Source organism: Thermoflexus hugenholtzii JAD2 (assembly GCF_900187885.1).
Taxonomy (GTDB): domain Bacteria; phylum Chloroflexota; class Anaerolineae; order Thermoflexales; family Thermoflexaceae; genus Thermoflexus; species Thermoflexus hugenholtzii.
In genome coordinates this window covers 357509-382009 of the sequence record NZ_FYEK01000027.1, presented here as the reverse complement: position 1 = coordinate 382009, position 24501 = coordinate 357509, and the positions used below count along the sequence as shown (strand labels likewise).

18 protein-coding genes and 1 CRISPR repeat array are annotated in these 24501 nt (G+C 68.4%); of the genes, 15 read left to right on the top strand and 3 right to left on the bottom strand.

What is annotated here, in order from left to right; genetic code table 11:
• Window positions 1-243 precede the first annotated feature (243 nt).
• Window positions 244-1254 carry a polyprenyl synthetase family protein gene (locus CFB18_RS07865; RefSeq protein WP_200808127.1) on the bottom strand — a complete coding sequence of 337 codons (1011 nt, stop codon included), beginning with the start codon at window positions 1252-1254 and terminating at the stop codon, window positions 244-246.
• A 53-nt stretch (window positions 1255-1307) separates the two neighbouring features.
• Window positions 1308-2327, bottom strand: a complete 1020-nt coding sequence (fni, locus tag CFB18_RS07860) for a type 2 isopentenyl-diphosphate Delta-isomerase (RefSeq protein ID WP_088571245.1) — start codon at window positions 2325-2327, stop codon at window positions 1308-1310.
• A gap of 238 nt (window positions 2328-2565) precedes the next feature.
• Between fni and acpP the strand changes: the two genes are divergently transcribed.
• The 4 genes from acpP (at window position 2566) to CFB18_RS07840 (ending at window position 8253) form a co-directional block, all read left to right on the top strand.
• The gene (acpP, locus tag CFB18_RS07855; RefSeq protein ID WP_088571244.1) at window positions 2566-2805 is read left to right on the top strand and encodes an acyl carrier protein; all 240 of its coding nucleotides are present in this window, start codon (window positions 2566-2568) and stop codon (window positions 2803-2805) included.
• A gap of 478 nt (window positions 2806-3283) precedes the next feature.
• The gene (locus tag CFB18_RS07850) at window positions 3284-4144 is read left to right on the top strand and encodes a hypothetical protein (RefSeq protein ID WP_088571243.1); all 861 of its coding nucleotides are present in this window, start codon (window positions 3284-3286) and stop codon (window positions 4142-4144) included.
• Window positions 4145-4163: 19 nt separating this feature from the next.
• A complete protein-coding gene (locus tag CFB18_RS07845; protein ID WP_088571242.1) occupies window positions 4164-5075 on the top strand; it encodes an ABC transporter ATP-binding protein in 912 nt (303 codons plus the stop codon).
• Window positions 5076-5208: 133 nt separating this feature from the next.
• The gene (locus CFB18_RS07840) at window positions 5209-8253 is read left to right on the top strand and encodes a molybdopterin-dependent oxidoreductase (RefSeq protein ID WP_088571241.1); all 3045 of its coding nucleotides are present in this window, start codon (window positions 5209-5211) and stop codon (window positions 8251-8253) included.
• A 24-nt stretch (window positions 8254-8277) separates the two neighbouring features.
• Here the strand turns inward: CFB18_RS07840 and CFB18_RS07835 are convergent, their stop codons facing one another.
• Window positions 8278-8925: a Uma2 family endonuclease gene (locus CFB18_RS07835; protein ID WP_088571240.1), complete on the bottom strand. Its 648-nt coding sequence runs from the start codon at window positions 8923-8925 to the stop codon at window positions 8278-8280.
• A gap of 218 nt (window positions 8926-9143) precedes the next feature.
• Between CFB18_RS07835 and CFB18_RS07830 the strand changes: the two genes are divergently transcribed.
• The 11 genes from CFB18_RS07830 to CFB18_RS07785 all read left to right on the top strand — a co-directional run bounded on the left by CFB18_RS07830 (window position 9144) and on the right by CFB18_RS07785 (window position 24238).
• The gene (locus CFB18_RS07830) at window positions 9144-10337 is read left to right on the top strand and encodes an MGDG synthase family glycosyltransferase (protein ID WP_159461643.1); all 1194 of its coding nucleotides are present in this window, start codon (window positions 9144-9146) and stop codon (window positions 10335-10337) included.
• 244 nt (window positions 10338-10581) lie between these two features.
• The gene (gene cas6, locus CFB18_RS07825; RefSeq protein WP_088571238.1) at window positions 10582-11562 is read left to right on the top strand and encodes a CRISPR system precrRNA processing endoribonuclease RAMP protein Cas6; all 981 of its coding nucleotides are present in this window, start codon (window positions 10582-10584) and stop codon (window positions 11560-11562) included.
• Complete coding sequence (cas10, locus tag CFB18_RS07820) at window positions 11559-14027, top strand: type III-A CRISPR-associated protein Cas10/Csm1 (RefSeq protein ID WP_088571237.1); 2469 nt, start codon at window positions 11559-11561, stop codon at window positions 14025-14027. Before cas6 ends, cas10 begins: the two co-directional genes overlap by 4 nt.
• A 22-nt stretch (window positions 14028-14049) precedes the next feature.
• A complete protein-coding gene (gene csm2, locus CFB18_RS07815) occupies window positions 14050-14508 on the top strand; it encodes a type III-A CRISPR-associated protein Csm2 (protein ID WP_088571236.1) in 459 nt (152 codons plus the stop codon).
• Window positions 14505-15350: a type III-A CRISPR-associated RAMP protein Csm3 gene (csm3, locus tag CFB18_RS07810; protein ID WP_088571235.1), complete on the top strand. Its 846-nt coding sequence runs from the start codon at window positions 14505-14507 to the stop codon at window positions 15348-15350. The genes csm2 and csm3 overlap by 4 nt, the downstream gene beginning before the upstream one ends.
• Window positions 15347-16375, top strand: a complete 1029-nt coding sequence (gene csm4 / locus CFB18_RS07805; RefSeq protein ID WP_088571234.1) for a type III-A CRISPR-associated RAMP protein Csm4 — start codon at window positions 15347-15349, stop codon at window positions 16373-16375. The genes csm3 and csm4 overlap by 4 nt, the downstream gene beginning before the upstream one ends.
• Window positions 16376-16378: 3 nt before the next feature.
• Window positions 16379-17509, top strand: coding sequence for a type III-A CRISPR-associated RAMP protein Csm5 (csm5, locus tag CFB18_RS07800; protein ID WP_088571233.1), 1131 nt, complete (start codon window positions 16379-16381; stop codon window positions 17507-17509).
• A 47-nt stretch (window positions 17510-17556) separates the two neighbouring features.
• A complete protein-coding gene (locus CFB18_RS15290; protein ID WP_159461642.1) occupies window positions 17557-19035 on the top strand; it encodes a hypothetical protein in 1479 nt (492 codons plus the stop codon).
• 38 nt (window positions 19036-19073) lie between these two features.
• Complete coding sequence (cas1, locus tag CFB18_RS07795; RefSeq protein ID WP_159461641.1) at window positions 19074-20063, top strand: CRISPR-associated endonuclease Cas1; 990 nt, start codon at window positions 19074-19076, stop codon at window positions 20061-20063.
• Window positions 20064-20126: 63 nt separating this feature from the next.
• Window positions 20127-20405 (top strand): CRISPR-associated endonuclease Cas2, encoded by a 279-nt coding sequence (gene cas2 / locus CFB18_RS07790; RefSeq protein ID WP_159461640.1) that lies wholly within the window; start codon window positions 20127-20129, stop codon window positions 20403-20405.
• Between the two features lie 334 nt (window positions 20406-20739).
• Window positions 20740-22995: direct repeats of the CRISPR family, unit length 37 nt; unit sequence CTTGCAGTGACGAGACCCGTTTTCAGGGGATTGCGAC.
• Between the two features lie 145 nt (window positions 22996-23140).
• Window positions 23141-24238, top strand: a complete 1098-nt coding sequence (locus tag CFB18_RS07785; protein WP_088571230.1) for a DUF2157 domain-containing protein — start codon at window positions 23141-23143, stop codon at window positions 24236-24238.
• Window positions 24239-24501: the final 263 nt, after the last annotated feature.

Genomic DNA, 24501 nt, shown 5'->3' with positions numbered 1-24501 from the left:
GGCTTCAGCCCGTCCCGCACGTCCGGCAGCGCCCGCGCCACAATCACACTCATCGCGTAGGAAAGATAGGCCTGCTGGACCTCCTCCTGGATCTCCACGGTCTGGATGCGCTCTACGGCCATCTCGCCTCCTTGCGCAAGCGGGGAAAGGATTCGCACAGATGTAGTTTAACTCGAGGCAGCAGAGGGGTGTGAAGCGAGGATCCCACGAGGGAGTCCCGACGGCGGGATGATCTCTCCGGTTTCACCGGGATCGAGAGAGCAGGGCCAGCGCGAGTTCCCGCAACGCTTCCCCGTAGGGGTTTCGAAGCCCGGCCCGCTCCAGGGCCTCCAGAGCCTGTCGGGTGAACACCGCGGCCGTGGCCTCCGCCTCGGCCCGAGCCCCACACGCCTCCAGATCCCGAAGCAGGACCTCCAGGGGGGTGTCCGGCGCGCGATAGCGTTCGGCGAACCCCGGAGCCCGCTCCATGGCGTAGATCACCGGAAGGGTCTTCTTGCGCGCCCGCAGGTCATCGGCCACGGGCTTTCCGGTGACCGCCGGATCCCCCCAGATCCCCAGGAGGTCATCCTGGACCTGAAAGGCCATCCCCAGCGCCTCCCCGAAAGCCTCCAGCTCCTGGGGGGGGAACCCCGCCAGGCGGGCGCCGATCCCCAGGGAGGCCGCCAGCAGGGCGGCGGTCTTACCCCGGATCATCTCCAGGTAATCCGCCACCGTCACCCGATCCGCCGTCTCGAAGGCCAGGTCCAGGTGCTGTCCTTTGGTCAACATCAGACAGGCCGCGTCGAAGCGCTCCGCCACCTCCAAGATCCGCTCCGCCGGGACCCCGCGCTGGCGGAGGCGCCAGAGGGCGCGATGGGCGATGACGAACAATGCGTCCCCCGCGTTGATGGCCTGGGCCACCCCCCACAGGGCCCACACCGTAGGACGGCCCCGGCGGGTCTGGCTGCGATCCTGAATGTCGTCGTGGATCAGGGAGAAATTGTGGAGGAGCTCGATGGCCGCGGCGGCGGGCAGGGCCTGGGCGGGATCCCCCCCGCCGGCGGCGCAGGCCAGCAGGCAGAGCATGGGGCGGATCCGTTTGCCGGCATCGACCCGGGCCGGCCGGAGCTGCGCGTCGGCCCATCCCAGGTGATACATCAGCATCCCGTAGAAGAGTTGCTCCCCGGGATGGGTCGGCTCCCCCACCGCCTGGCGCATCTCCGCCTCCAGGGGCGGCAACCATTCCGCGAAAAACGATTCCCAGGTGCTCCTCACCGGACATCCCTCCCCGGTCCGATCCGCGAAGCCGCGTCCCCCGCGCGGCCCGCTCAGCGCTCCTCGATCAGGGGAACGCGACGCAGGGCGTCGAGGTTTCGCGCCCCGACGCAGAACATGGCAATGCGCAGCTGGCGGGTGATGATCTCGATGGTCTCCAGCACCGCCTCCGCGGAGACCACCGCTGCGCGTAGGAAAGGCCCGGCCATCCCGACCAGGGAAGCTCCCAGGGCCAGCGCCTTGGCCGCCTCCACGCCGTCTCGGATCCCTCCGCTGGCGATGAGGGGGAGATCCGGCGCCCCCCGGCGGGCCATCCGGAGGGCCTCGACGGTGGGGATCCCCCACTCCCGGAAGGCAGCGGCCACCTGCCGGTGCACCTCGTCCGGCGCCCGATGCATCTCCACCTGGCTCCAGGAGGTGCCCCCGGCCCCGGCGACGTCGAGGGCCGCCACCCCGGCGTCGGCGAGGAGGCGAGCGACTTCTTCGGAGATCCCCCATCCGACTTCCTTCACCACCACCGGAACCGGGAGGGCGCGGCACACGGCCTCGATCTTGCGTAGGAGATCCGAGAAGTTCGTATCCCCTTCCGGCTGAAGGGCCTCCTGCAAGGGGTTGAGGTGGAGGATCAACGCGTCCGCCTCCACCAGCTCCACCGCCCGCCGGCAGTGGTCCACCGTGTAGCCATAGTTCAGCTGCACCGCCCCCAGGTTCGCAAACAACAGGATGTCCGGGGCATAGCGACGGACCTGGAAGGTAGGCAGGAGCTCCGGGTGTTCCAGGACGGCGCGCATAGAGCCCAGGCCCATGGCGATGCCCCGGGCCTGCGCGGCCTCCGCCAGGTTCCGGTTGATGCGGGCTGCCTCCTCCGTGCCGCCGGTCATCGAGGAGATCAGCAACGGAGCCTGCAGGGGCCTGCCGAAGAACGTGGTGGAGAGATCCACCTCCCGAAGGTCCAGCTCGGGAAGGGCCCGATGGATGAACCGCAAGCGCTCGAATCCGGTGGTGAGCCGCCCGAAGCTGACATCTTCCTCCAGATTGATCCGGATGTGATCCGCTTTCCGCTGCGAGATCATCGAAGGACGCGCTCTCCTTCCCTGGATCTACAGGCGAACGGCTCGCTCCCGCCGTCCGGTCCTGAGGCGTAACATGCACCATCCTGTGGTGTTTGCACTTAATGCGGAATCATCTTACTTTGGCGCGGAGGGGCATGTCAAGGATGGGATCCGGGGATACGCCCGGAGGTCTGAAGGTCGCCTTGACGTCCCTCCGACGCCGGGTAGAATCCTAAACAAACGCGAACGGGAGGTTTCTATGAGCACGGTGTTCGAACAGGTGCGGGACGTCATCGTCGAAGTGCTCGGGGTGCCGCCGGAGAAGGTAACCCCGGAAGCTCGCTTCCGGGAGGATCTGGAAGCCGATTCCCTTGATCTGGTAGAGCTCATCATGGCTCTGGAGGAGCGTTTCGGAGGTGAGATCTCCGACGAGGACGCGCAGAAGATCACCACGGTGGGGGAGGCGGTGGCCTACATCGAGAAACACATGGTGAAGTAGATCCGCCCTCCCCGATCCCCGACCGGCGGCGTCCGGAACCTCGGAGCACCGGTTGTGTCTTCGCTTGCCCTTCTCCCGGAACCCCCGAAGGGGCTGGGTGGAGCGCGCAGGCCCCGCCCGGCCCCTTCCCATCCCTCGATCGCGCGCAGGGCGTAGATCAGATTTCCCTCCTGAGCGATTCCAGGATTTAGGGCCCTTCGTTGGATCCGCCTCGAACGGGGGAAGGCCGGGTTCATGGGCAGCCTATGCGATCGAGCCCTGCAGGGGACCCCCAAGGCTGGCGCTCGCTCCCGACGTCAGCGCCTGAGGATGTGAAGCGCGGGTTTTTGGAACGAACCTCCCACGGCCTCTATAATGGGCGGTGCGGCGCTTCCCGGGAACGCAAGCCCACCGCCGTTCGTCTTTCCAACGGGAGGCACAGCGGCATCGGGCCCTGTGCCGCCATTCAGCGCCCCTTCCGGAGCAAGGAGGTCTTCCCATGCGTTCACGCGCCATTTGGATCGGAGGGCTCCTGTTGACCCTCTCCGCCCTCGCCGTGATCCTCTCCCCGGCCCTGCGGGCGGCCGCCCACGAGTTCCTCCAGGGATTCCGCCTCCGACGCCTGATGGTCGTCCCCTATGCCTTTTCTCTCAGCGAGAACGCGATCCCGACGCTCCATCGCGCCCTGGAGGGGGATGTCTCCTTCGAGGCGCCGGAGGCCCGTCCGGTCCAGAGCCTCGCCGAAGCCGAGGGGATCCTGGGCTTCGCCGTCCGTCGCCCGGCCGGGGTGGAGACCTTCGCCTCGATGGGCGTGATCCCCGAGACCGCGGTTCGATGGACGGTGGATGTGGAGCACCTGCGGGAGGCCCTGCGGGCCGCCGGCGCCGAGGATGTGGAGGTCCCGGAGGCCCTGCACGGGACGGTGGTGACGGTCACCGTGGGGCCGGCCTTCATCGGGACGTTCGAGTTCCAGGGCGCTCCCTACGGGTGGCTCCATGCGGCCCCGCCGGTTTACACCATGCAACCGGAGGGGGATGTGCGCCCGCTGGCGGAAGCAGCCCTCCGGCTCATCGGCATGCCGGCGGCGGAGGCCCGGCGCCTGGCCCATACCGTGGACTGGGGGACCACCCTGCTGTTACCGATCCCCATGGCCCCGGGGATGACCCTCGCGGTGGAGCCGCGCGCCCTAGGCGATCGGGAGGCCACCCTCTTCACCTTCCCCGAAGCCGTGCAAGCGCCGAACGGGGAGATGGTTCCGGTCCGGTTCCTGCTCTGGAGCGATGATCATGGGATCTACCTGATCGGCGGTCCCGATGCGGATCCGGAGCAGCTGATCCGGTGGGCCCGCTCCCTCCGGTGAACCGGGAGAGCTGTTGGGGATGGCAGGCGCCTGGGCCATCGAAGCGGAGGGATTGCGGAAGGAGTTCTCGGGGCGGGTGGCCGTGGCGGATCTCACCCTCCGGGTGGCGGAGGGGGAGATCTTCGGCTTCCTGGGCCCCAACGGGGCCGGGAAGACGACCTCGGTGAAGATGCTCCTGGGGCTGATCCGCCCCACGGCCGGGCGCGGATGGGTGCGGGGCCGCCCCCTGGGGGATCGAAACGCCCGGCGGGAGATCGGCTTCCTGCCCGAAGGCTTCGCCTTCCCGGACTGGCTCACCGCAGAGGAAGTTCTCTGGTTCCACGGCCGTCTTTCCGGGGTGGATCCCGCGCGCTTGCGGCGGCGGATCCCGCAGCTGCTCGAACAGGTTGGTCTGGCCGCCGATGCCCGACGCCCCATCCGCACCTTCTCCAAGGGGATGCGGCAGCGCCTGGGACTGGCCCAGGCCTTCATCCACGAGCCCCGGCTGGTCTTCCTGGACGAGCCCACCTCCGGCCTGGATCCGGCGGGACGGATCCTGGTGCGAGATTTCCTGCTAGCGCAGAAGGCGCAGGGGGTCACCCTCTTCCTGAACTCCCATCTCCTGAGCGAGGTCGAGCGGATCTGCGATCGCGTCGCCTTCATCAAGGGCGGCGTCGTGGTGGAAACCCTGGATCTGCGGGAGGCGGCGGCCGCCATCGTGACCCTCCACGTCCGTCCGAGCCCTCCGGAGTTGCAGGCCGCGCTTCGGGAGTGGGGAGAGCTCCTCGCCTTCACCGATGCGCGGATCACCTTACGGCTGGCGCCGGGGCGGCGCCCGACGGACCTCGCCCGCTGGCTCATCGGACAGGGCCTGGACCTGGAAGCCCTGATCCCCCGATCCCTCTCCCTGGAGGATGTGTTCCTTCGGGTGGTGGGGATGGAGACCGGCTGAGCCGCAGGCCCCGTTTCGTGCGGGGGGTTCCCCACCGGCCCGCCAGCTCTCTGATACAATTTCAGGGAAACCGGGGGTGCCCGGGATAGGTCTTCAGCGTCTTGAGATCCCCACCGCTTGCCAGGAGGGCTCAATGGAGATCACCGTCACCATCAACGGGGAGCGGCGGACCTTCTCCATCGCCCCATCCACGCGGCTGCTGGACATGCTCCGGCGCGCTGGATATTACGGCGTCAAGCATGGGTGCGACGACGGCTCCTGTGGGATGTGCACCGTCCTCCTCGATGGAACCCCTATCCTCGCCTGCGTCACCCTGGCAGCGAAGGTCGACGGCCGCTCCATCCTCACCGTGGAGGGAGTGGGACGGACGCCGGAGCTGGGCTGGCGACGGACAGAGGGCCTGCATCCGATCCAGGAGGCCTTCGTCGAGACCGGCGCCATCCAGTGCGGCTTCTGCACCCCCGCCCTCGTGCTGGCCGCCAAAGCCCTCCTGGACCGCAACCCCAACCCCACCGAGGCGGAGGTCCGGGAGGCCTTCAGCGGCATCCTCTGCCGGTGCACCGGCTACCTGAAGCCGGTGCAGGCGGTGCTGCGGGCCGCCGCCCGCATGCGCGGGGAGCCGGTTCCCCCGATCGAAGAAGAGGCACGGCGGATGATCATCCCGCCGGAGGAACCACTTCCGCTCGGCGAGGCGTTTCCTGCGGAGGAGATCTCCCCACCGGCACCGGAGGGCGGGCCCGGCCTCCAGACCCGGACCCGGACGATCGTCCTGCCGACCATCGTGCTCCCTCAGCCGGTCCCGGAGACCCGGGTGGTGGGCAAGCCGGAGAAGAAGGTGGACGCCCTGCGGCTGGTCCAGGGCAAGCCCGCTTTCACCGATGACTTCGAGCTGCGCGGCATGCTTTACGCCAAAGTGCTCAAAAGCCCGGTCCCTCACGCCCGGATCCAGCGTATCGATGTCAGCAAAGCCCGCGCGCTCCCGGGGGTGGTTGCCGTGCTCACGTATCAGGATCTGCCGCGGGTGATCTATTCGACGGCCGGGCAATCGGACCCCATCCCCGGGCCGCTGGACACCTTCTCTCTGGATTCCAAGGTGCGCTTCGTGGGGGACCGCGTGGCCTTCGTGGCCGCGGAGACCCCGGAGATCGCCGAGAAGGCCCTGGCGCTCATCGAGGTCGAGTATGAGGAGCTCCCGGCGATCCTGGATCCCCGGGACGCCATGAAGCCGGGGGCGCCGATCATCCACGATGAGCCGGAGTATGTGCCCTTCGACGGCTCGGATCCCTCCCGCAACCTGGCCGCTCAGATCCACATCGAGATCGGGGAGGTGGACAAGGGCTTCGAGGAGGCCGATTTCATCTTCGAGGGCGAATATGTGGTGCCCAAGGTCCAGCAATCCAGCCTGGAGACCCACGTGGTGATCACCTACTGGGATGAGGACGATCGCCTGGTGATCCGCACTTCCACCCAGGTTCCCTTCCACGTGCGGCGGATCCTGGCGCCGGTGCTGCGGCTTCCCCCCAAGCGGATCCGGGTGATCAAGCCGCGGATCGGCGGCGGCTTCGGGGGCAAGCAGGAGGTGCTGATCGAAGATATCGCCGCCCACCTCACTATCGCCACGGGGCGGCCGGTGCGGCTGGAGTGGACCCGGGAGGAGGAGTTCACCGCCGCCCGCTCCCGGCACCCCATGCGCATCCGGCTGCGCACCGGCGTCAAGCGGGACGGGACCCTCGTGGCCAATGAAATGTATGTACTCTCGGACACCGGGGCTTACGGCAGCCATGCCCTGACGGTGGCGGGCAACACCGGACACAAGGCCATGGCCCTGTATCCGGCCTGGGATGAGAAGGGCGAGCCCCGCATCCGCTTCCACGCCGATGTGGTCTACACCAACACCCCGCCCTCCGGCGCCTTCCGCGGCTACGGCGTCCCCCAGGGCTTCTTCGCCGTCGAGGTCCACATGGAGCGCATCGCCCGGGCCCTGGGGCTGGACCCCCTGGAGTTCCGCCTGAAGAACGCCCTGAAGGCCGGGCAGGAGCATCCCTTCAGCCGGGCCTGGAGCGAGGGTCGGGAGCCGCGCCCGGAGATCGTCCATACCTGCGGGCTGTCGGAGTGCGTGCGCTACGGGGCCGCCTACGTGGGCTGGCACGAGAAGTTCGGGAACCCGGAGTGGCATCGGGTGCCGGGCCGGCCCCACCTGCGCCGGGGGATCGGGGTGGCATGCGTGATGCAGGGGACGGCCATCCCCTACCTGGACATGGGGGCGGCCAGCCTGAAGATGAACGATGACGGCTCCTTCAACCTGCTGATTGGGGCCACGGACCTGGGCACGGGCTCCGACACGGTGATCGCCCAGATGGTCGCCGAGGTGCTGGGGTGCGCGGTGGAGGACATCATCGTCTACTCCTCGGATACCGACTTCACCCCCTTCGACAAGGGCGCGTATGCGTCCTCCACCACGTATATCTCGGGGGCGGCGGCGGTGCGGGCCGCCGAGCAGGTGGCCGAGCAGATCAAGGAGGTGGCGGCGGCCCTGCTGAGCGAGCGCGGGGCGCCGGTTTCCCCCGCCGACCTGCGCCTGGCCGACCGACGGGTCTGGGCGCCGGATGGCCGGAGCGTGACCCTGGAGGAGGTGGCCCTCTCCTCCCTGCACCATCGGGACCAGCGCCAGATCATGGCGGTGGCCTCGTATGTCTCCCCGGTCTCCCCGCCGCCCTTCGCCGCCCAGTTCGCGGAGGTGACGGTGGACATCGAGACCGGCGAGGTGCGGGTGGATCGCCTGGTGATGGCCGTGGATGCCGGGCGCATCGTCAACCCGCTGACGGCCTCCGGCCAGGTGGAGGGGGGGATGATCCAGGCCCTGGGCTATGCGGTCTCGGAGGAGATGGTCTTCGACGAGCGGGGCCGCGTGGTCAACCCGCGCTTCGGGCCTTATAAGATCTTCCAGGCCCACGAGGTCCCGGAACTGGGGGTGATCTTCATCGAGACGGTCGAGCCCACCCATCCCTTCGGCATCAAGGCCGTGGCCGAGATCCCCATGGACGGCGTGGCCCCGGCGGTCGTCAACGCCATCTACGACGCGGTGGGGGTGTGGATCACCCAGATCCCGGCCACCCCCGAGCGGGTCTGGCGGGCCCTCCGGGCGGCCCAGGCGGGTGAAACCGGTCCACGGGCATAAAAACAAGGGGGGAGGAGGCCCTTCTTAGAGTTCCTCCTCCCCCCGGATGCGCCGGAGGCAGGCTTCCGCAGGGGGGAGCGGACGGGCCCACAACCACTCGACCTCCAGCCAGAAGCCGGGGACCGCCGCGCTGGCAAGACGCCCCTGGGAAACCCGCTCCACCTCCCAGCTTGACCCTCCGCGTCGATGCGCGATGACCTCCCGGCGTTCGGCGTCCACCACCCAGTATTCGTCCACGCCGCCCTGCTCATATTCCTGGGCCTTCTCGCCCAGGTCCATGCTGCGGGTGGCGGGGCTCACGACTTCGATGATCAGGGCGGGACGGGCCCGGATGGGCCCGCCTGAAGCCTGTTCGGCCGCCTCGGGAGGCAACACGAAGAGGTCGGGCTCCCGCACCACTTCGGGCAGCACCTGCACCGCCGCCGGCCCCATCAGGACCTTCCCCCAACCCCGCGTCTCGCAATAGCCATCGAGAAGCCGAAGGAGAAAGCGGACCAGATCTTGATGTTCAGCGGTGGCGGGGGAGTGCATCACCACCTCGCCGCGGACGTATTCCCAGCGAGCGGATTCAGGAGCCTCGGCGAGGTAGCGCTCCAGCGTCCAGCCTCCCATCCGCACCAGGTAGGGGCCGGGGATCGGCTCCTTTTGCATATCCACCACCATCACCTGCATCCCGCCCCCTTCGATCCGGACCCACAGGTTCCGATCTTTGGCCGCCCAGTATAATGATAGCGGCGAAGGTTGTCGAGGGTGGCCTTTGCCGACCCGTCCGGGTGTGCCCCCAAATCGTAGGACAACTGCTCGCAGTTGTCCTACAAGGCGGCCAGGCCCGACAAAATCGAGACACACCCCTTGCTGATCGAAGAAGCCTGTCTTCGAGGGAGCCCGCGATGGAGACGCAGGCCAATGAGCAGGAGCTCCGTCCGGAGGCCCGGCCGGCGGTCCGTTCGGTCACCCGGGTGCTCCTTTTGATGTCCGACACCGGGGGCGGCCATCGCAGCGTTTCGGAGGCCCTGGCCGAGGGCCTGCGGGCCCTTTACGGGGCGGCCGTTGAGCCCCGCATCGTGGACGCCTTCATCCAGTATGCGCCCTTCCCCCTGAACCGCTCCCCTGCCCTCTACCCCTATATGGTCAAGCCGGCCCTCGTGCCCTTCTACGCTCGGGCCTGGCACTTCGCCAACCATCCCCGCCGAGCCCGGCAGCTGGTCTATCTCTTCTGGCCGTGGGTGCGCCAGCGCATCGCCCGGCTCTTCGCCGAGAACCCGGCGGACGTCATCGTCTCCGTCCATCCGCTCTTCAACGACGTCACCCTGCGCTACTGGATGAAGGCCCCGCGCCGGGTCCCCTTCGTCATCGTCATCTGCGACATCGGCTCCATCCATGCCCTCTGGTGCGCAAACGCGGACCTGGTCATCGCCCCGCACGAGGGGGCGCGCCATCGGGCCATCGCCTGCGGGGTGCCGCCGGAGCGGGTGGTGGTCACCGGCTTCCCCATCCGGCTCCGCTTCCGGGAGGTGCGCCGGCAGCCCCCGGCCTTCTGGCGGGCGCAACTGGGCTGGCGGCCGGATCTCCCCACCGTGCTGGTGATGGGAGGCGGAGAAGGGATGGGGAAGGTCTTCGAGAACGCGCGGGCGGTGGCCGAAGCCGGCCTGCCGCTCCAGCTGGCCGTGGTGGCCGGCCGGAACGAGCGGCTGCGGCGCCGCCTGGAGGCCGTCGACTGGCCGGTGCCCGCTTACATCTACGGCTTCGTGCGCACCATCCCGGAGATGATGGCGGCGGCGGATGTCATCGTCACCAAGGCAGGACCGAACACCATCGCCGAGGCCCTGGCGGTGGGCCGCCCGATGATCCTCACCCACTATCTGCCCGGCCAGGAGGAAGGAAACGTCGATTATGTGGTCCAGGGCGGGGCCGGCGTATACGCCCCGGAGCCCGAGCAGGTGAAGGAGGCCATCCGGGAGTGGCTGAGCCGCCCGGAGGTCCTGGCGTCCTTCGCGCAGCGGGCCGCCGCCATGGGCTACCCCGACGCCGCCCTGGACGCCGCCCGCTGGATTTGGGAGATCGCCCAGCGGGGAGCCTCCTAAGCCGGGGCGCATCCCGGCTTCCACGCCGGATGGAATCATCCCCGAACGCAGACCCGACTATGGTAAAATTTCCCCGCAAGGCCGTGGATGGCGTTCACGGAAGGGGCTATCCACAAATGAGAGTCATGAACACACGAATTGAGGGAGCAAGGCCCGCTCTTTCGCGAGGCGACCGAATCCGCAGCCGATGCCCGGGGCTCTCGCAGCCCGCTCCTGCTCCGCATCGAACAGGGGCCCGAGCGCGATGGCACACGCTCCGGAGTTGCCCATCACCTCATACCGGTTCACGCTGATCGCGGAAACCCCTGCGACCCTTCCGGCCTTCCCCGGCCCGACGCTGAGAGGGGCGCTGGGCCACACGCTGCGCCGCCTGGTCTGCGCCACCCGCATGCCCGCCTGCGCCCCCTGCCCTTTCCGCTTCACGTGCGCGTATCCGCTGCTCTTCGAGCCCTACGCGCCCCCCGATCATCCGGAGGCCCACCGCTACGCCCGCCTCCCCACCCCGTTCACCCTGGAGATCCCCCTGGAGCTCCCGGCGACCTGGGAGGGCCGCGAGCCGCCGCCCCGCTCCTTCGCCCCGGGCGAGCCCCTGGTGTTCGGCATGACCCTGCTGGGGCGCGCCCGGGAGCATATGCCCTACTATGTGCACGCGATTATGGAGATGGCCCGCGCCGGCCTGGGAGGTCCTCACCAGCGCTTCCGCCTCGCCCGAGCGGAGATCCTGAACGCGGACAGACCCATCGTCCTCTACGAAGAGAACGCAGGCTTCCTGAGACATCCCCCCACCCCTCCCATGCGGGTGGCTCCCCGGGAGCTGCCCGCCCGTCGGATCGCCGTTCGCTTCACCGCACCGATCCGCCTGGAGCTCCAGGATGACCTGGTCTATCCCATCGAGTTCCATCATCTGATCCGGGGGCTGCTTCAACGCCTGCGAGCCCTGCAGGCGGGCTACGGATTGCTGGATGGGGTGGAGCTCTCCGGCGATCTGGCCGAGGCCGCGCGGGCGATCCGCCGCGTGGAGGATCGGACGCGGTGGCTGGACCTGCGGCGCTATTCGACCCGGCAGAAAACGGCGATGCGCATCGGCGGGGCGGTGGGGACGATCGTCTACGAGAGCCCGGAAGGCTTCCAGCCCTTCGCCCTGCTGCTGACCCTGGGCGAGCTCCTCCACGTGGGAAAGCTGACCAGCATGGGATTCGGCCGTATGGAGGCGGATCCGCAATGAACACCGATCGCGCGTTTCAGGCTCTGATCGGACTCCTCCACGACATCGGGAAGTTCCGTCAGCGCGCCCGCTGGGGCCAGGAACGACGGCCCCACGAGGAGCAAGGGGCCGATTGGGCCGCCCAGCGGCTGGCCCCCCGCCTGAAGTTTCTCCCCCCCGAAGACCAAAAGCGCCTGGTCGCAGCGATCCGGGATCACCACGGCTCCCCCTACGATCGGGACGCCCGGGCGCTGGTCGCCGCCGACCGCCTGGCCTCGGGGGAACGGGTCCCCCGGGAGGAGGAAGAGCCCGGGGATCCCGCCCGGGAGCCGTTGCAGGCGCTCCTGCCGGCCTTGCGGCTCCCCGAGCGAGCGCCTATGCCGGACGCATCGAGCTGGGGCTTCGGGACGGTCCCGCTCCCGAGCGGGACGGATGACGCAAAGGCATGGGAGGTGATCTTCCCGCAGCCCACCGCCTCCATCGCCCCGGACTACCCCGGCCTCTGGAAGGGCTTCGAGGCGGCACTGGAGGCCCTGGACCCCGTCATCTGGGAGACGCCCGAGGAGGCCCTGACCGCCCTGATGGCGCTGCTGCGCCGGTTCACCTGGTGCGTTCCCGCCGCCGCCTACCGCGACGAGCCCGACGTCAGCCTCTACGATCACCTGCGGATGACCGCCGCCCTCACGGTGTGCGTCGGCGAGCTCCCGGAGGAAACCCTCCGGCGCCTGGAAGAGAGAACCCGGACGGGGGGGTTCCCGGAGGAGCCGGTCGCCCTGCTCCTCGGCGGCGACCTCTCCGGCATCCAGCGCTTCCTGTATGCCATCAGCTCGGAGGGGGCAGCCAAGAGCCTGCGCGGCCGCTCGGCCTACCTCGCCCTCCTGGCCGACGCCGCCGTGGAGTTCCTACTGCGGGAGCTGGACCTTCCCCCCACGCAGGTGGTTTACTGCTCGGGCGGCCACTTCTACCTGCTCGCTCCCCTCTCCGCCCAAGACCGTCTCCCGGAGCTGGTCGACCGCCTCGACGAGGTCCTGATCCAAGCCCACGGCGGGGATCTGGCCATCGCCCTGGACGCCGTGAGGCTGACCGCCAGGGACTTCCACCTGAAGGAAGGCCGCCTCCCCGAACGCTGGGCGGAGCTCTCCGCCCGCCTGGGGACGCGGAAGGCCCGACGGTTCCGCCGGGCGATGGCGCGCCATTATGAGCTCCTGTTCGGCCCCTTCGGCGGCGGCGGCCTCCGGCCCCGCTGCGAGGTCTGCCACGCCGAGGAAGAAACCGGCGGCCCCCTCGCGCGCCCGGTGGAGACCCGCCCCGACGAGGACGTGGCCAAATGCACGCTGTGCCGCAGCTTCGAGGAGCTGGGCAACGACATCGCCCGCCGCCACGATTTCCTCATCCTCCGCCCGGCCCAGGGGGCCCTCCGCGGACGCTTCACCTGGCGGACGGTCCTTGGCGCCCTGGGGGTGGAATTCCGCTTTTGCGACCGGCGAGGCTTGCGGGACTCCTTCCGGCCGGGGGATCGGGTGATCCGCCTCCACGACGGGGACCTCTCCCCCGTCGAGGGCATCCCGGTCCACGACTTCCGCTACCTGCCCGCCTTCACGCCGATGGATCGGGATGGCACCATCGTGGAGCTCGGGGAGATGGCGAAGTCCGCGGAGGGGACGCCGGCCTGGGCCTGCCTGCGGATGGACGTGGACCACCTGGGTCGGCTGTTCCGCTACGGGCTGGGGGCGCGCTACTCCCTCTCCCGGGTCGCCACCCTGAGCCACCTCATCGCCCTCTTCTTCGAGGGCTACCTGCCGGTCCTCTGCCGGCAGGTCGATCCCGAAGCCCGGCATCTCTATCTCATCTACTCCGGCGGCGACGATCTCCTGGCGGTGGGGTCGTGGGATCGGGTGCTGGAGCTGGCCTTCCGGGCGCGGGAGGACTTCCGGCGGTTCGCAGCCGGCAACCCCAGCGTGACCCTGAGCGGCGGCATCTCCATGCATCCCGAGAAGTTTCCTCTGTATCAGGCGGCGGCGGAGGCCGGCGACCACCTGGAGGCGGCCAAGGGCCTGCGGCGGGCGGACGGCCGCGACAAGGACGCCTTCGGGTTCTTCGGGGTTCCGATGGCCTGGGAGGACGCGGAGTGGGTTCGGAAATGGGCCCGGGAGCTGGGCTCGCTGATCCGAGCGGAGGATCGCGAGGAGCCGCGGCTGGCCCGGGGCTTCCTCCACCGCATGATGAGCATCGCCGGCCTGCTGGAAGAGGAGGTCCGGCTGTTGGGCTTCGACCGCCTGCGCCCCGAGGAGCTGCGGCGGATGGTGGGGTTCCACCGGGCCCGCTGGCGCCTGGTGTACGCCCTGGCCCGCCAGCCGGAGAAGGCCCAGCCGACCTTGCAGCGGCTCCAGGAGGAGCTGCTCGCCGAGGGGGGGCGCCGCCTGCGCTGGCTGAGCCCCCTGGCCCGATGGGTGGAATGGATGACCCGAGGAGGATCCCCCGATTAACCCTCAGACAGGAGGTGCAGCGATGAGCAACCGGAGTCCCTCTCCTCCAGGCGCCCGGGGCAGCCCGGCCCCCGCGGCGCCGGCGAACGAAAAAGAACGCATCCGCCGCATCATCCTCGAAGGGGACTACCAGACCCTCGTGGAGGAGGCGGAGCGCATCGGGCAGGAGCTGGTGAAGCAGGAGCTGTCCCCCTCCCAGATCCGCAACGTCTTCGGCGAGGTGAGGCGTCTGCAGATGCGCTTCGACGCCAACCGCCTCCGCATGCTCAAGCCCAAGCTGGCCTACATGGGCGCCCGGGCCGGCAAGGGCGGCAAGCGCCTCCAGGACGTGCTGAGCGCGGCTGTCGAAGCGGTCTTCAGCGGCAATCCCTCCGATCGCAAGATGCTGGAGGATCGGTTCCAGCGCATGGTCGACTTCTTCGAGGCCATCCTGGCCTACCACACCTACCACAAAGCTTATGAGGAGAAGAATAAGCGATGAGCGGGAACATCGTTCAACTCCAGGGGAAGATCGTAATCGCCGGCACCCTGCAGGCCCTGACCGGCCTGCGGATCGGCGGGGTGGGCGCCGGGATGGAGATCGGCGGGGTGGAGAACGTGGTGATCCGCGACCCGGTGACCGGCCGGCCCTACGTCCCCGGCTCCTCCCTCAAGGGCAAGATGCGCTCTCTCCTGACCCGGGCCTTGGGCAAGCCCCTGAAAGTGCTCTCCAAGAACCCTCTGATCCGCATCCACTGGTGCGAGACCGAGGCGGAATACCGAAGCGGGGGCCGGCCGTGTCCCCTCTGCCGGGCCTTCGGCGTCGCCGGCCAGCGGGCCCTGGAGCCCGTCCGCCTCATCGTCCGCGACGCCCGCCTGCTGGAGGAGCTGGAGATCCTCGATGAGAACGGCCAGCCCGCCCGCAAGCGCTGGAGCGAGGTGAACACCGATCTCCCCTACACCGAGGTGAAATCGGAGGCCGCCATCGATGTGCTCACCGCCGCCGCCAACCCCCGGCAGATGGAGCGCGTCCCTGCCGGCGCCCGCTTCGAGGTCGAGCTGCTCTTCTCGGTCTACGACGCCGACGACCGCGAGGCCTTCCGCACGGTGCTGCTGGGGATGCGCCTGTTGGAGGACGACTACCTGGGCGGCAGCGGCAGCCGGGGCTACGGCCGCGTGGCCTTCCGGGACCTCCGGGTGATGTGGAAGCCGGTGGCCCATTACCTGGATCCCCAGAAGCATCCCGCCGTCCCGCTGGCCGAGGGGCGCACGGTGGAGGAGATGATCGCCCGCTTCGATGAGCTGGCCGCCCGGATCCCGGCCTTCGAGGGGAAGCAGGGATGACGGAGGAGATCGTCTACCTGGAGCCCCGCGGCGCCTTCCACCTCGGGGAGCGGGGGATCGGGCTGGAGGAGACCTCGCCCCTCCTCCACGCCGACACCCTCTACGCGGCCCTGGGGGTGGCTTGGGCGATGCTGTTCGGAGAACCCGCCCTCGCCGAGGAGTGGTTCCGCCCGGAGCCGCCGGTCCTGATCTCCTCCGCCTTCCCCTTCGCCGGCCCGGTCCGCTTCTACCCGCGGCCCTACCTGCCGGTTCGGGCTGAGGCCCTCCCCTTCCCCCTGAAGGACATCGCCTTCGTCTCCGAAGGGGTGCTGCGCCGGATGCTGCGCGGCCAGCTCCTGGAGGAGGGCGTCCAGATCCACGAGGGGACGGTCTGGATGACCGGGGAGGAGGCGGAGGCGCTGCGGGAGGCCTTCGGGCGGCGGGATCTGACGGGAGAGCGCTTCTGGGCCCGCCACCGCATCCCCCGGGTGACCCTGGATCTGCCCACCCAGGCCTCCAGCCTGTGGCATTTCGGGCGCCTGGTTTTCCGGGAGGCCGGAGCCGGGCTGTTCTTCCGGGTCCGCTATCGGGATCCCGCTCAGGCGGAGCGCTTCCGGGCGGCGGTCCGGCTGCTGGGCGACCACGGCGTCGGGGGCGACCGCACCGCCGGCCACGGGCTGTTTGTGCCCCGCTTCGAGCCCGCCGACCCCCTCGGCGACCCGGCGGCCCCCGCCTTCATCACCCTCGCCCCCGTCTACCCGCCCCGGGACCAGCTCGAGACCCTCCTCGGCGAGGCCGCCCGATACGGGTGGCTGACCCGCAGCGGCTGGATCGGCGGGCGGCTGGCCATGCCCTACCGCCGACGGGCCGTCCGGATGCTGGCCGAGGGCTCCCTCCTCACCGGGGACCCCCGGGGCCTGTGGGGGGCGATGGCTGACGTCACGCCTCGAGAGACGCCGGAGCCCCTTCCGCACCCGATCTACCGCTACGGCTTCGCCTTCCCGATCGGCGCCTCGAAGGAGGCCCTTGCTGAGACAGGAGCGTAGACGATGGGGATCCTGGAGCGTCGGATCTATCGCGTGGAGCTCCTCTCGCCGGTGCATATCGGCAGCGGCCAGCGGCTGGGCTCGGCGGATTTCGCCGTCCTCGACGGACGCCTGTGGCGGTTCGATCCCGAGCGCCTGGCGGCGGCCCTGGCCCGCGACCCCCGGGCCCTGGATCGCTACATCCAGGAGGGGGCAGCGGCGCTGCGGTTCTGGGGGGAGGCCGACCGCCGCCCCCTCGCCCGCTACGTCCGCCCGTGGTCCGGCCCGCCCCCCCGGGAGATCCGCGAGCACATCGCCGACCCCCTCGGGCGGCCGTATCTGCCCGGCTCCTCCCTCAAGGGGGCGATCCGCACCGCCCTGGCCTTCGCCGCCTTGCGGGCGGCCTCCCCCGCCCAGCGCCAGGCCTGGCTGGAGGCGGTGGCGCGAAGGGCCGAGGAGGCCCGGCAACGCAGGGCCCGGGTCAGGGAGTTCGCCGACGACCCCCTGATGCAGGCGCTGATGGGGAAGGACCCCCACGAAGACGCGCTGCGGGGCCTGCGGATCTTCGACAGCGGGCCCGCCCCCTCCGACGCCCTGGACGTCGGGCGGATCCGGGTGGCGGTGCACGAGCCGAACGGGACCCTGAGCTGGCTGAAGGCACCGGGGGAGCACGTCCCGGACCCGGAACAGGCCTTCGAGATCGCCGCGGAGATCCTCCGGCCCCATCACCGGGTCAACTTGCGGGTGGAGGTGGAAGAGGACGCCTTCCTGCTGGAGCGGGACGTCCTGGGGCCGCAGGAGCGGCGGGCGCGGGTCCGGGAGTGGGCGCGCGCCTGCAACACCTTCGCCCGACACGTCGCCGAGGGGGAGCTCCGCTTCGGGGAGCGCCTGGGCCTGGCGGAATGGACCGCCTTCTATCGTCGCCTGCTGGCCCAGATGGAGGCGGAGCCCCAGGCGGTCTACCTGAACCTGGGCTGGGGGGGCGGCTGGCGGAGCAAGGCGGCGGCCGAGGCCATGGGCGCGGAGGCGGTGCGGCAGCTGCGGCGCCTCTTCCACCTGGGCAAGGGGGATCCCTTCCCCAAAACCCGCCGGGTGCTCTTCGAGGACGGAAAGCCCACCCTGCCCCTGGGATGGATCCGCCTGATCCCAGAATGAGGCCGGGATGCGTCCGGCATCGCCGCGTTCCCGGAGGGAGGAGGCCTATGGCGTTGCTGATCCTGTGCAACATCGGCGCGCGGGACGTGATGTGGGAGAATCAGGAGATCCGGCCGGCCCGGGAGGGAGGCGAGCGCCTCCTTCAGGAGCTGGCGGAAGATCCCGGGCAGGCGGCGCGGCTGCGCTTCCCCATCCTGGAGCCGTGCCTGCGCTATCTCCTCTCCCGCCATCCCCTCGATCCCCCCTGGCGGGTGATCCTCTTCGGCACCGACCAGCCCGATCCCCGGCACCGCTCCTCAGACACCCTGTATTTCGCCGAGCTCATCGCCCGCCATCTCCCGGAGCGCCTGCGGGAGGCCGGGTTCCGGGAGGACTTCCGGATGGAGGCGCGGCGGATCGAGGGCATCAACCCCGCCCTGTATGACGAAGCCATCGAGGCCTTCGGGCGCCTCCTGCCCCCGCTCCCGGAAGGATTTCAACACGCCTACGTCATCCTGGCGGGCGGCACCCCGGCCTGCAACATGGGGCTGCTGCTGCAGGGGATCCGCCGCTACGGCGAGCGGCTGCGGGCCCTCTATCTCCCCTACGGCGGAGAACCCCACGAGCTGCGGGTCGGCCGCCAGCTCCTCCAGGCCTTCCGGGAGGAGGCCGTCCGGGACCGGCTGCGGGAGGGGGATTTCGCCCGCGCCGAGCCGCTCCTGCGAGACCTCGGGGCCCCGCCGGGCCTGATCGCCCTGGCCGCCTACGCCGCCCGGCGGATGGAGTTCGACTTCGAGGGGGCCCGGGAGGCGCTGGATCGGGCGATGACGGAGGGCGACCCGGCGACCCGCGCCTTCATCCGGGAACGGCTCCAGCACGATCTGGACCCCCTGCTCGGGCCGGGGGATCCTCAGCGTCGCTGGGAGGCGCTGCTGCGGGAGCTGTTCTGGAACGCCCGGGCGGCCTATCGGAGCCGCCGCTACGCCGACTTCCTGGGCCGCGTCTACCGGTTCCAGGAGGCCCTCCTCCGTTACCTGGTGGAGATGCTTCTCGGCCTCCCCACCGACCTCGCCCCGAAGGCCCGGGAGGAGACCCGCCGGCGCTGGGAGGAGGGGATCCGAGGGAACCCGGCGCTGTTGCGCTTCCTGGAGCAGCAGGAGGTAGAGGGGCGGCCGCTGGACTGGCAACAGATCTCCCGGCCGACCTACAAGGCCCTGCTCGCCTTCGCCATCGAGAAGGGCGGGACGGATGCGGACGGCCACCCCCTGGTGCCTGAGAGGGAGCGAGGGCGGTATCAGGAGCTCCTGCGTTGGGTGAACCAGCTGGATCCCCTGGTGGAGCGGCGGCATCGCACCATCATCGGCCACGACTTCATAGGCGTCTCCGAGGAGGACCTGCAGGCCGCTTACGCGCCATGGCGGGAGGGGAAGGTCCGCGATCCGGTGGAGGGGCTGGCGCGCATCCTGGGGATGCTCCGGATCGACACGCGGGACGATCCGTATTCCGCCATCGCGGACTTCATCCAGGGGCGGCTGTCTCAGGAGTAGGAGGGGCGCGCCCATATCGGATCTCCTTGGGCCCGGCCATGCCGATGCTTTATCTCACCGAACAGGGTGCGGTCCTGGGGCGCGAGGGGGACCGCCTGGTGGTGCGCAAGGGGGAGGAGGTTCTCCTCAGCGTCCCGGCCTTCAAAGTGGAGGGGGTGTGGGTCTTCGGGGGCGTGTCGCTCACTACCCCGGCCATCGGGTTGTTGTTGGCCCAGGGGATCGAAGTGTGCTTCTTCACCGTGGAGGGGCGGTTGAAAGGGCGCCTGACGCCGATCCTTTCGCGGAACGCCCTGCTCCGGCTGCGGCAATTTGAGCGCTATACGAACGAGGGGTTTCGGCGGGAGATCGCCGCGCAAATCGTGGCGGCCAAGCTGGAGAACGCGCGCCGCCTGCTGATGCGCTACGCCCGCACCTATCCGGAGCGGGGCTGGGAGCGGCCGCTGCAGGCCCTGGAGCGGCGGATCGCTCAGGCTCGGGCGGCGCCGGACCTGGAGGCGCTGCGGGGGATCGAGGGGAGCGGCACCGCGGCCTACTTCGAGGCCTTCCGGGAGATGGTCCGGGGGGAGCTCCGTTTCGAGGGCCGTCGTCGGCGCCCGCCTCGGGACCCGGTGAACGCCATGCTGTCTCTGGGATATGCGCTGCTGACCGGGGAGATGATCGGCAAGATCGCCGCCTGCGGGCTGGATCCTTACATCGGGTTCTATCACGAGGTGCGGCAGGGGCGCCCGGCCCTGGCCCTGGATCTGGTGGAGGAGTTCCGACATGCGGTGGTGGACCGGCTGGTGCTGAGCCTGGTGAACCGGCGGGCCTTCCGGGCGGAGGACTTCGAGGAGCGGGAGGAAGATGGAGCGGTGCTGCTGCGGCCGGAGGCCCTGCGGCGATATCTGACGGCCTATGAGGCGTTCATGCGTCGCTCGCCCGGCGAGGGGGCGCCGTCCTGGCGGGAACGGCTCGACGAGCAGGTCCGGCGGATGGTGCGGGCGGTCTGGAGCGGGTCGCCGTATATGCCGTTCCGGATGGAAGCGTGAGGGGTCCGATCCTGGCGGGTGGCTCGCTCGCCGCTGCATCGCAGGCTTATGGAGGAGACGGAGATGCCTTATCTGGTGGTCGCGTATGACATTCCGGATGATCGGCGGCGGCTGCGCCTATCGCGGGTCCTGTGGGGGATGCTGGACCGGGTGCAGAAGAGCGTGTTTGAGGGGGAACTGGAGGAGCGCCTGGTGGACCGGCTGGAGGAGCGGATCCGCCGGGTGGTGGAGGCCCGTGAAGACGCGGTGCGGATTTATACGCTGTGCGCCGCGTGCCAGCGACGCATCCGGGGCCTCGGCGTGTCCTCCCTCCGAGAGGACCCGGACGTGTGGATTATCTAAAGCTTCCGCGAATCCCTTCGACCTCGCAAAACCCGGGGGGATTCGCGGAAATTTGCTAAAACAAACCGAAAGGGGCCGCCAGATCTGGCGTTCATCGGGCCGCGCACACCCAGATGTGGTGGGTCCGGGAGGCGAGGGAGAGCCCCTTTTCCGCGAATCCCGGATCAGGGCGAAAACCCGGGGGGATTCGCGGCCGGTTAGAACGCTAGGAAAAGAAGCTTGACAGATCCGCAAGAGGACGCTATCATAGGAACCGAAGTCAGGTGGAGGTGGGGGGGAAGGAAGAGGTGAGGAGACGGTAGAGTGGGGAAGAAAAGAAAAACCCTCCGCCGCCCTTGCAGTGACGAGACCCGTTTTCAGGGGATTGCGACCTTGTCGATCCAGCCCTCGCCCTCCGCCGCTGCGAACAGCCTTGCAGTGACGAGACCCGTTTTCAGGGGATTGCGACCCGCGATCCTTCCGGGCTCCGGCTCGGGGGGACCATGTTTACCTTGCAGTGACGAGACCCGTTTTCAGGGGATTGCGACGCGCTGATAGGTGTAATCATGCGCCCCCATTGTGTAAGCCTTGCAGTGACGAGACCCGTTTTCAGGGGATTGCGACGGACAGAGCGGCGGTGATGACGGCATTCAGCACTGTGTAAACCTTGCAGTGACGAGACCCGTTTTCAGGGGATTGCGACCACCAGGTCCCCGTAGTGGGAAGACCGAATTGGCGATTCGTATCAACTTGCAGTGACGAGACCCGTTTTCAGGGGATTGCGACGAACCAGTTCCGAAGGGTGAGATACCGGCTTGCGGCTGGCTTTGCTTGCAGTGACGAGACCCGTTTTCAGGGGATTGCGACAGGTCTTCGCCGTCTCCAGGGGGCGGTGGCTTGTCGCCAACCTTGCAGTGACGAGACCCGTTTTCAGGGGATTGCGACGATCTGCTCTTTCGCTTGTCCGAACATATTGCACCTCCTGTGCTGCTTGCAGTGACGAGACCCGTTTTCAGGGGATTGCGACGGGAGATCTTGATGATGATCGTCTCGCCCATGTCGCTTTCCTCCTTGCAGTGACGAGACCCGTTTTCAGGGGATTGCGACTCGGGTTCGGATCATCATATCCAAAAACCCCCTTCGGATCTCCTTGCAGTGACGAGACCCGTTTTCAGGGGATTGCGACCGGGTCCTCCAGAAGATCAACCGCGTGCTGCTCACAAACTCTTGCAGTGACGAGACCCGTTTTCAGGGGATTGCGACCTGATTTTGCGATCGCGCGCGATCATGCTCGAGCGATCGAGCTTGCAGTGACGAGACCCGTTTTCAGGGGATTGCGACGCCCACGAGCAGGGAGGGGGCGATGATAAGCCCGGCCGCCATGGCCTTGCAGTGACGAGACCCGTTTTCAGGGGATTGCGACTGGACCAACGCTGCGCCGTGGGAGGGGTATGCACGAGGGCTTGCAGTGACGAGACCCGTTTTCAGGGGATTGCGACCCGGCTTCCCTCATAGGAACGATACGGAAGTTCGATAAAAACGCCTTGCAGTGACGAGACCCGTTTTCAGGGGATTGCGACCAATCTTCGGGCTCGAGTTCCCATTCAATATGGACCAACTTGCAGTGACGAGACCCGTTTTCAGGGGATTGCGACGCCGCGATTACAGTGACCACTGGGTATCCCAAGCGTTCACCCAACTTGCAGTGACGAGACCCGTTTTCAGGGGATTGCGACGGCCTCGCTGGCCCTCCAAAGCTCCGTCGGGTGGCTCACCACCCGCTTGCAGTGACGAGACCCGTTTTCAGGGGATTGCGACTCTTCTTCTGGGATTTTGATCCCTAGGGCTTCGAGAGCGCCTTGCAGTGACGAGACCCGTTTTCAGGGGATTGCGACGTGGCTGTGATAGTGGTAGTTGCGGGTCTCATGAATGACGCGGGCTTGCAGTGACGAGACCCGTTTTCAGGGGATTGCGACACGATGGCTTTGGCCTGTTCGGCATATTGCGCAACATTTTTGACTTGCAGTGACGAGACCCGTTTTCAGGGGATTGCGACCGGAACAGAGACCGACTTTCCGCTGGCCCTCAGTGAAAGTCTTGCAGTGACGAGACCCGTTTTCAGGGGATTGCGACAGGACGCCCAGCTTCCGCCCCCTCCCGCGCTCGCCAACTACAAGTGCTTGCAGTGACGAGACCCGTTTTCAGGGGATTGCGACCTGTAGGTCGGAAGGGTGGGGATGGTGAAGGTCATCCCCACCTTGCAGTGACGAGACCCGTTTTCAGGGGATTGCGACTTGTCCTCCAGAAGGAGGGCCAGGGAGTTCTGGTCCATGCCCCCCTTGCAGTGACGAGACCCGTTTTCAGGGGATTGCGACTCCAGACTTCGAGGGGCCATTCTTCTCACCTCCGGACTTAAATCCTTGCAGTGACGAGACCCGTTTTCAGGGGATTGCGACCTCTCCACCGCGTGCTGGACGGAGATTTTCTCCTCATCTTGCAGTGACGAGACCCGTTTTCAGGGGATTGCAACCGATACCTCTACGCCTGAAAGGAGGGGAGGCCAAAGCGATCCCGCTTGCAGTGACGAGACCCGTTTTCAGGAGATTGCGACTGATTTTGCCCGCCCTTTTGACCGGGCTATTCCCCCGTGTGGCTTGCAGCGCCCAGGCCTGTTTTCAGGGGATTGGAAAACCGGATTGAGAGCTGGAAATTCGACCTCCGACCCCTTAGTCCTTGTTCCGAAAGGAGAGCGGGCAATGGCTGACCTGGAAAGGCGTCTCAAGGAGTGGCAGGCGGCCGGCCTGATCACAGCGGAGCAGGCAGAGGCGATCGCCGCCTTCGAAGCGCAGGCCGAACGGCGACGCATATCCCTTCGCAACCTCCTGATCTACCTCGGCGCCTTCTTCATCCTGACCAGCCTCTGCCTCACAGTAGCCAATCTGGACATCGCCGGGCTGTGGAAGGCGCTGCCCCCATGGGGCCGGATGCTCATCGTGGCCGCCCCCACCATGACCCTGTGGATCGCAGGCGCCTTGCTGCGCCGCCCGGACAGCCCGATACGGACCCGCGGCGCCCGGGCATGCTGGATGGCGGCCGCATGGATGACCGCCCTCACCATCGCGGTGACCCTTAACGAATGGCCCATCTCCGAAACTCCTCCCGTTCGCCCAGAGCTCAGCCGTTTTGCGCCTCGCCCTGAGCCCCCCGAGCCTAAGGATCCGCGCTGGATCGCCCTCGCGGCCAGCCTGGGCGCGCTGCCTCCGGCCGTGCTGGCGCTCCTCGTCCTGCCCGGACTCGCCCAGGGGCTGCCTGTAGCCACGTTGATCACGGCGACAGCCTTCAGCATCTCTACACTGGTCTTCGATCCCCAGATGGGACAAGCGCAACGGCTGCCCTTATATCTCCCATGGGCCACAGCCGGCGTCATCCACCTGACGGCCGCCGAGGTGGCTCGCCAGCGCCAGGCAGGGGATCTGGTCTGGCTCTTCAACCTCTTCGGAGCCTGGTCCTGGCTTCTTCCCGCCTTTCTGATGGGCTTAGAGGGCCCCCAGCCCTTCTGGGAGACGTTGTTGCTCCTCCAAAGCCTAACCCTCATCGGCTGGAGCCTGATCCGGCCATCGCGAGTTCTGCTCTACAGCGGCGCCTTCTTCCTGCTGGTGTATCTCGTGGATCTCAACTTCGAGTATTTCGCCGGCCAAATCGGGCTGCCGGCGGCGCTGCTGATCACCGGCGTGGCCTTCATGGCCGTGGGGCTGGGCGTGCGCCGCCTGCACCGCCGGTTCGGAACGGCGTCCGGAAGCGCGCGCGACAACGGAACGACGCGGGCCAACCCGCCGTCCTCGAGCGCCGCCTGAGCCGGGCAGCCCGCCGCCCCCTCTCTCCCCGCACCGCCGGGCGCCGGACGACATCCGCCCGGCGTTCGGAGCGGCCCGGCTGCGGGGCGGGCGGATCCGGGGCCCGCGCGGCACGGGGTAGACTATGCGGGCGGACCACCTTGAATGGGACCCGAGGGCCCTCGAGGGCCTGCCTTCCCACCAAGGGGGGATGGCCGCTTCCCATTCCCACCCCATGCGGTCGACCCCCGACGCCCCGCGTAAAATCCGAAGGGGTCCCCTCA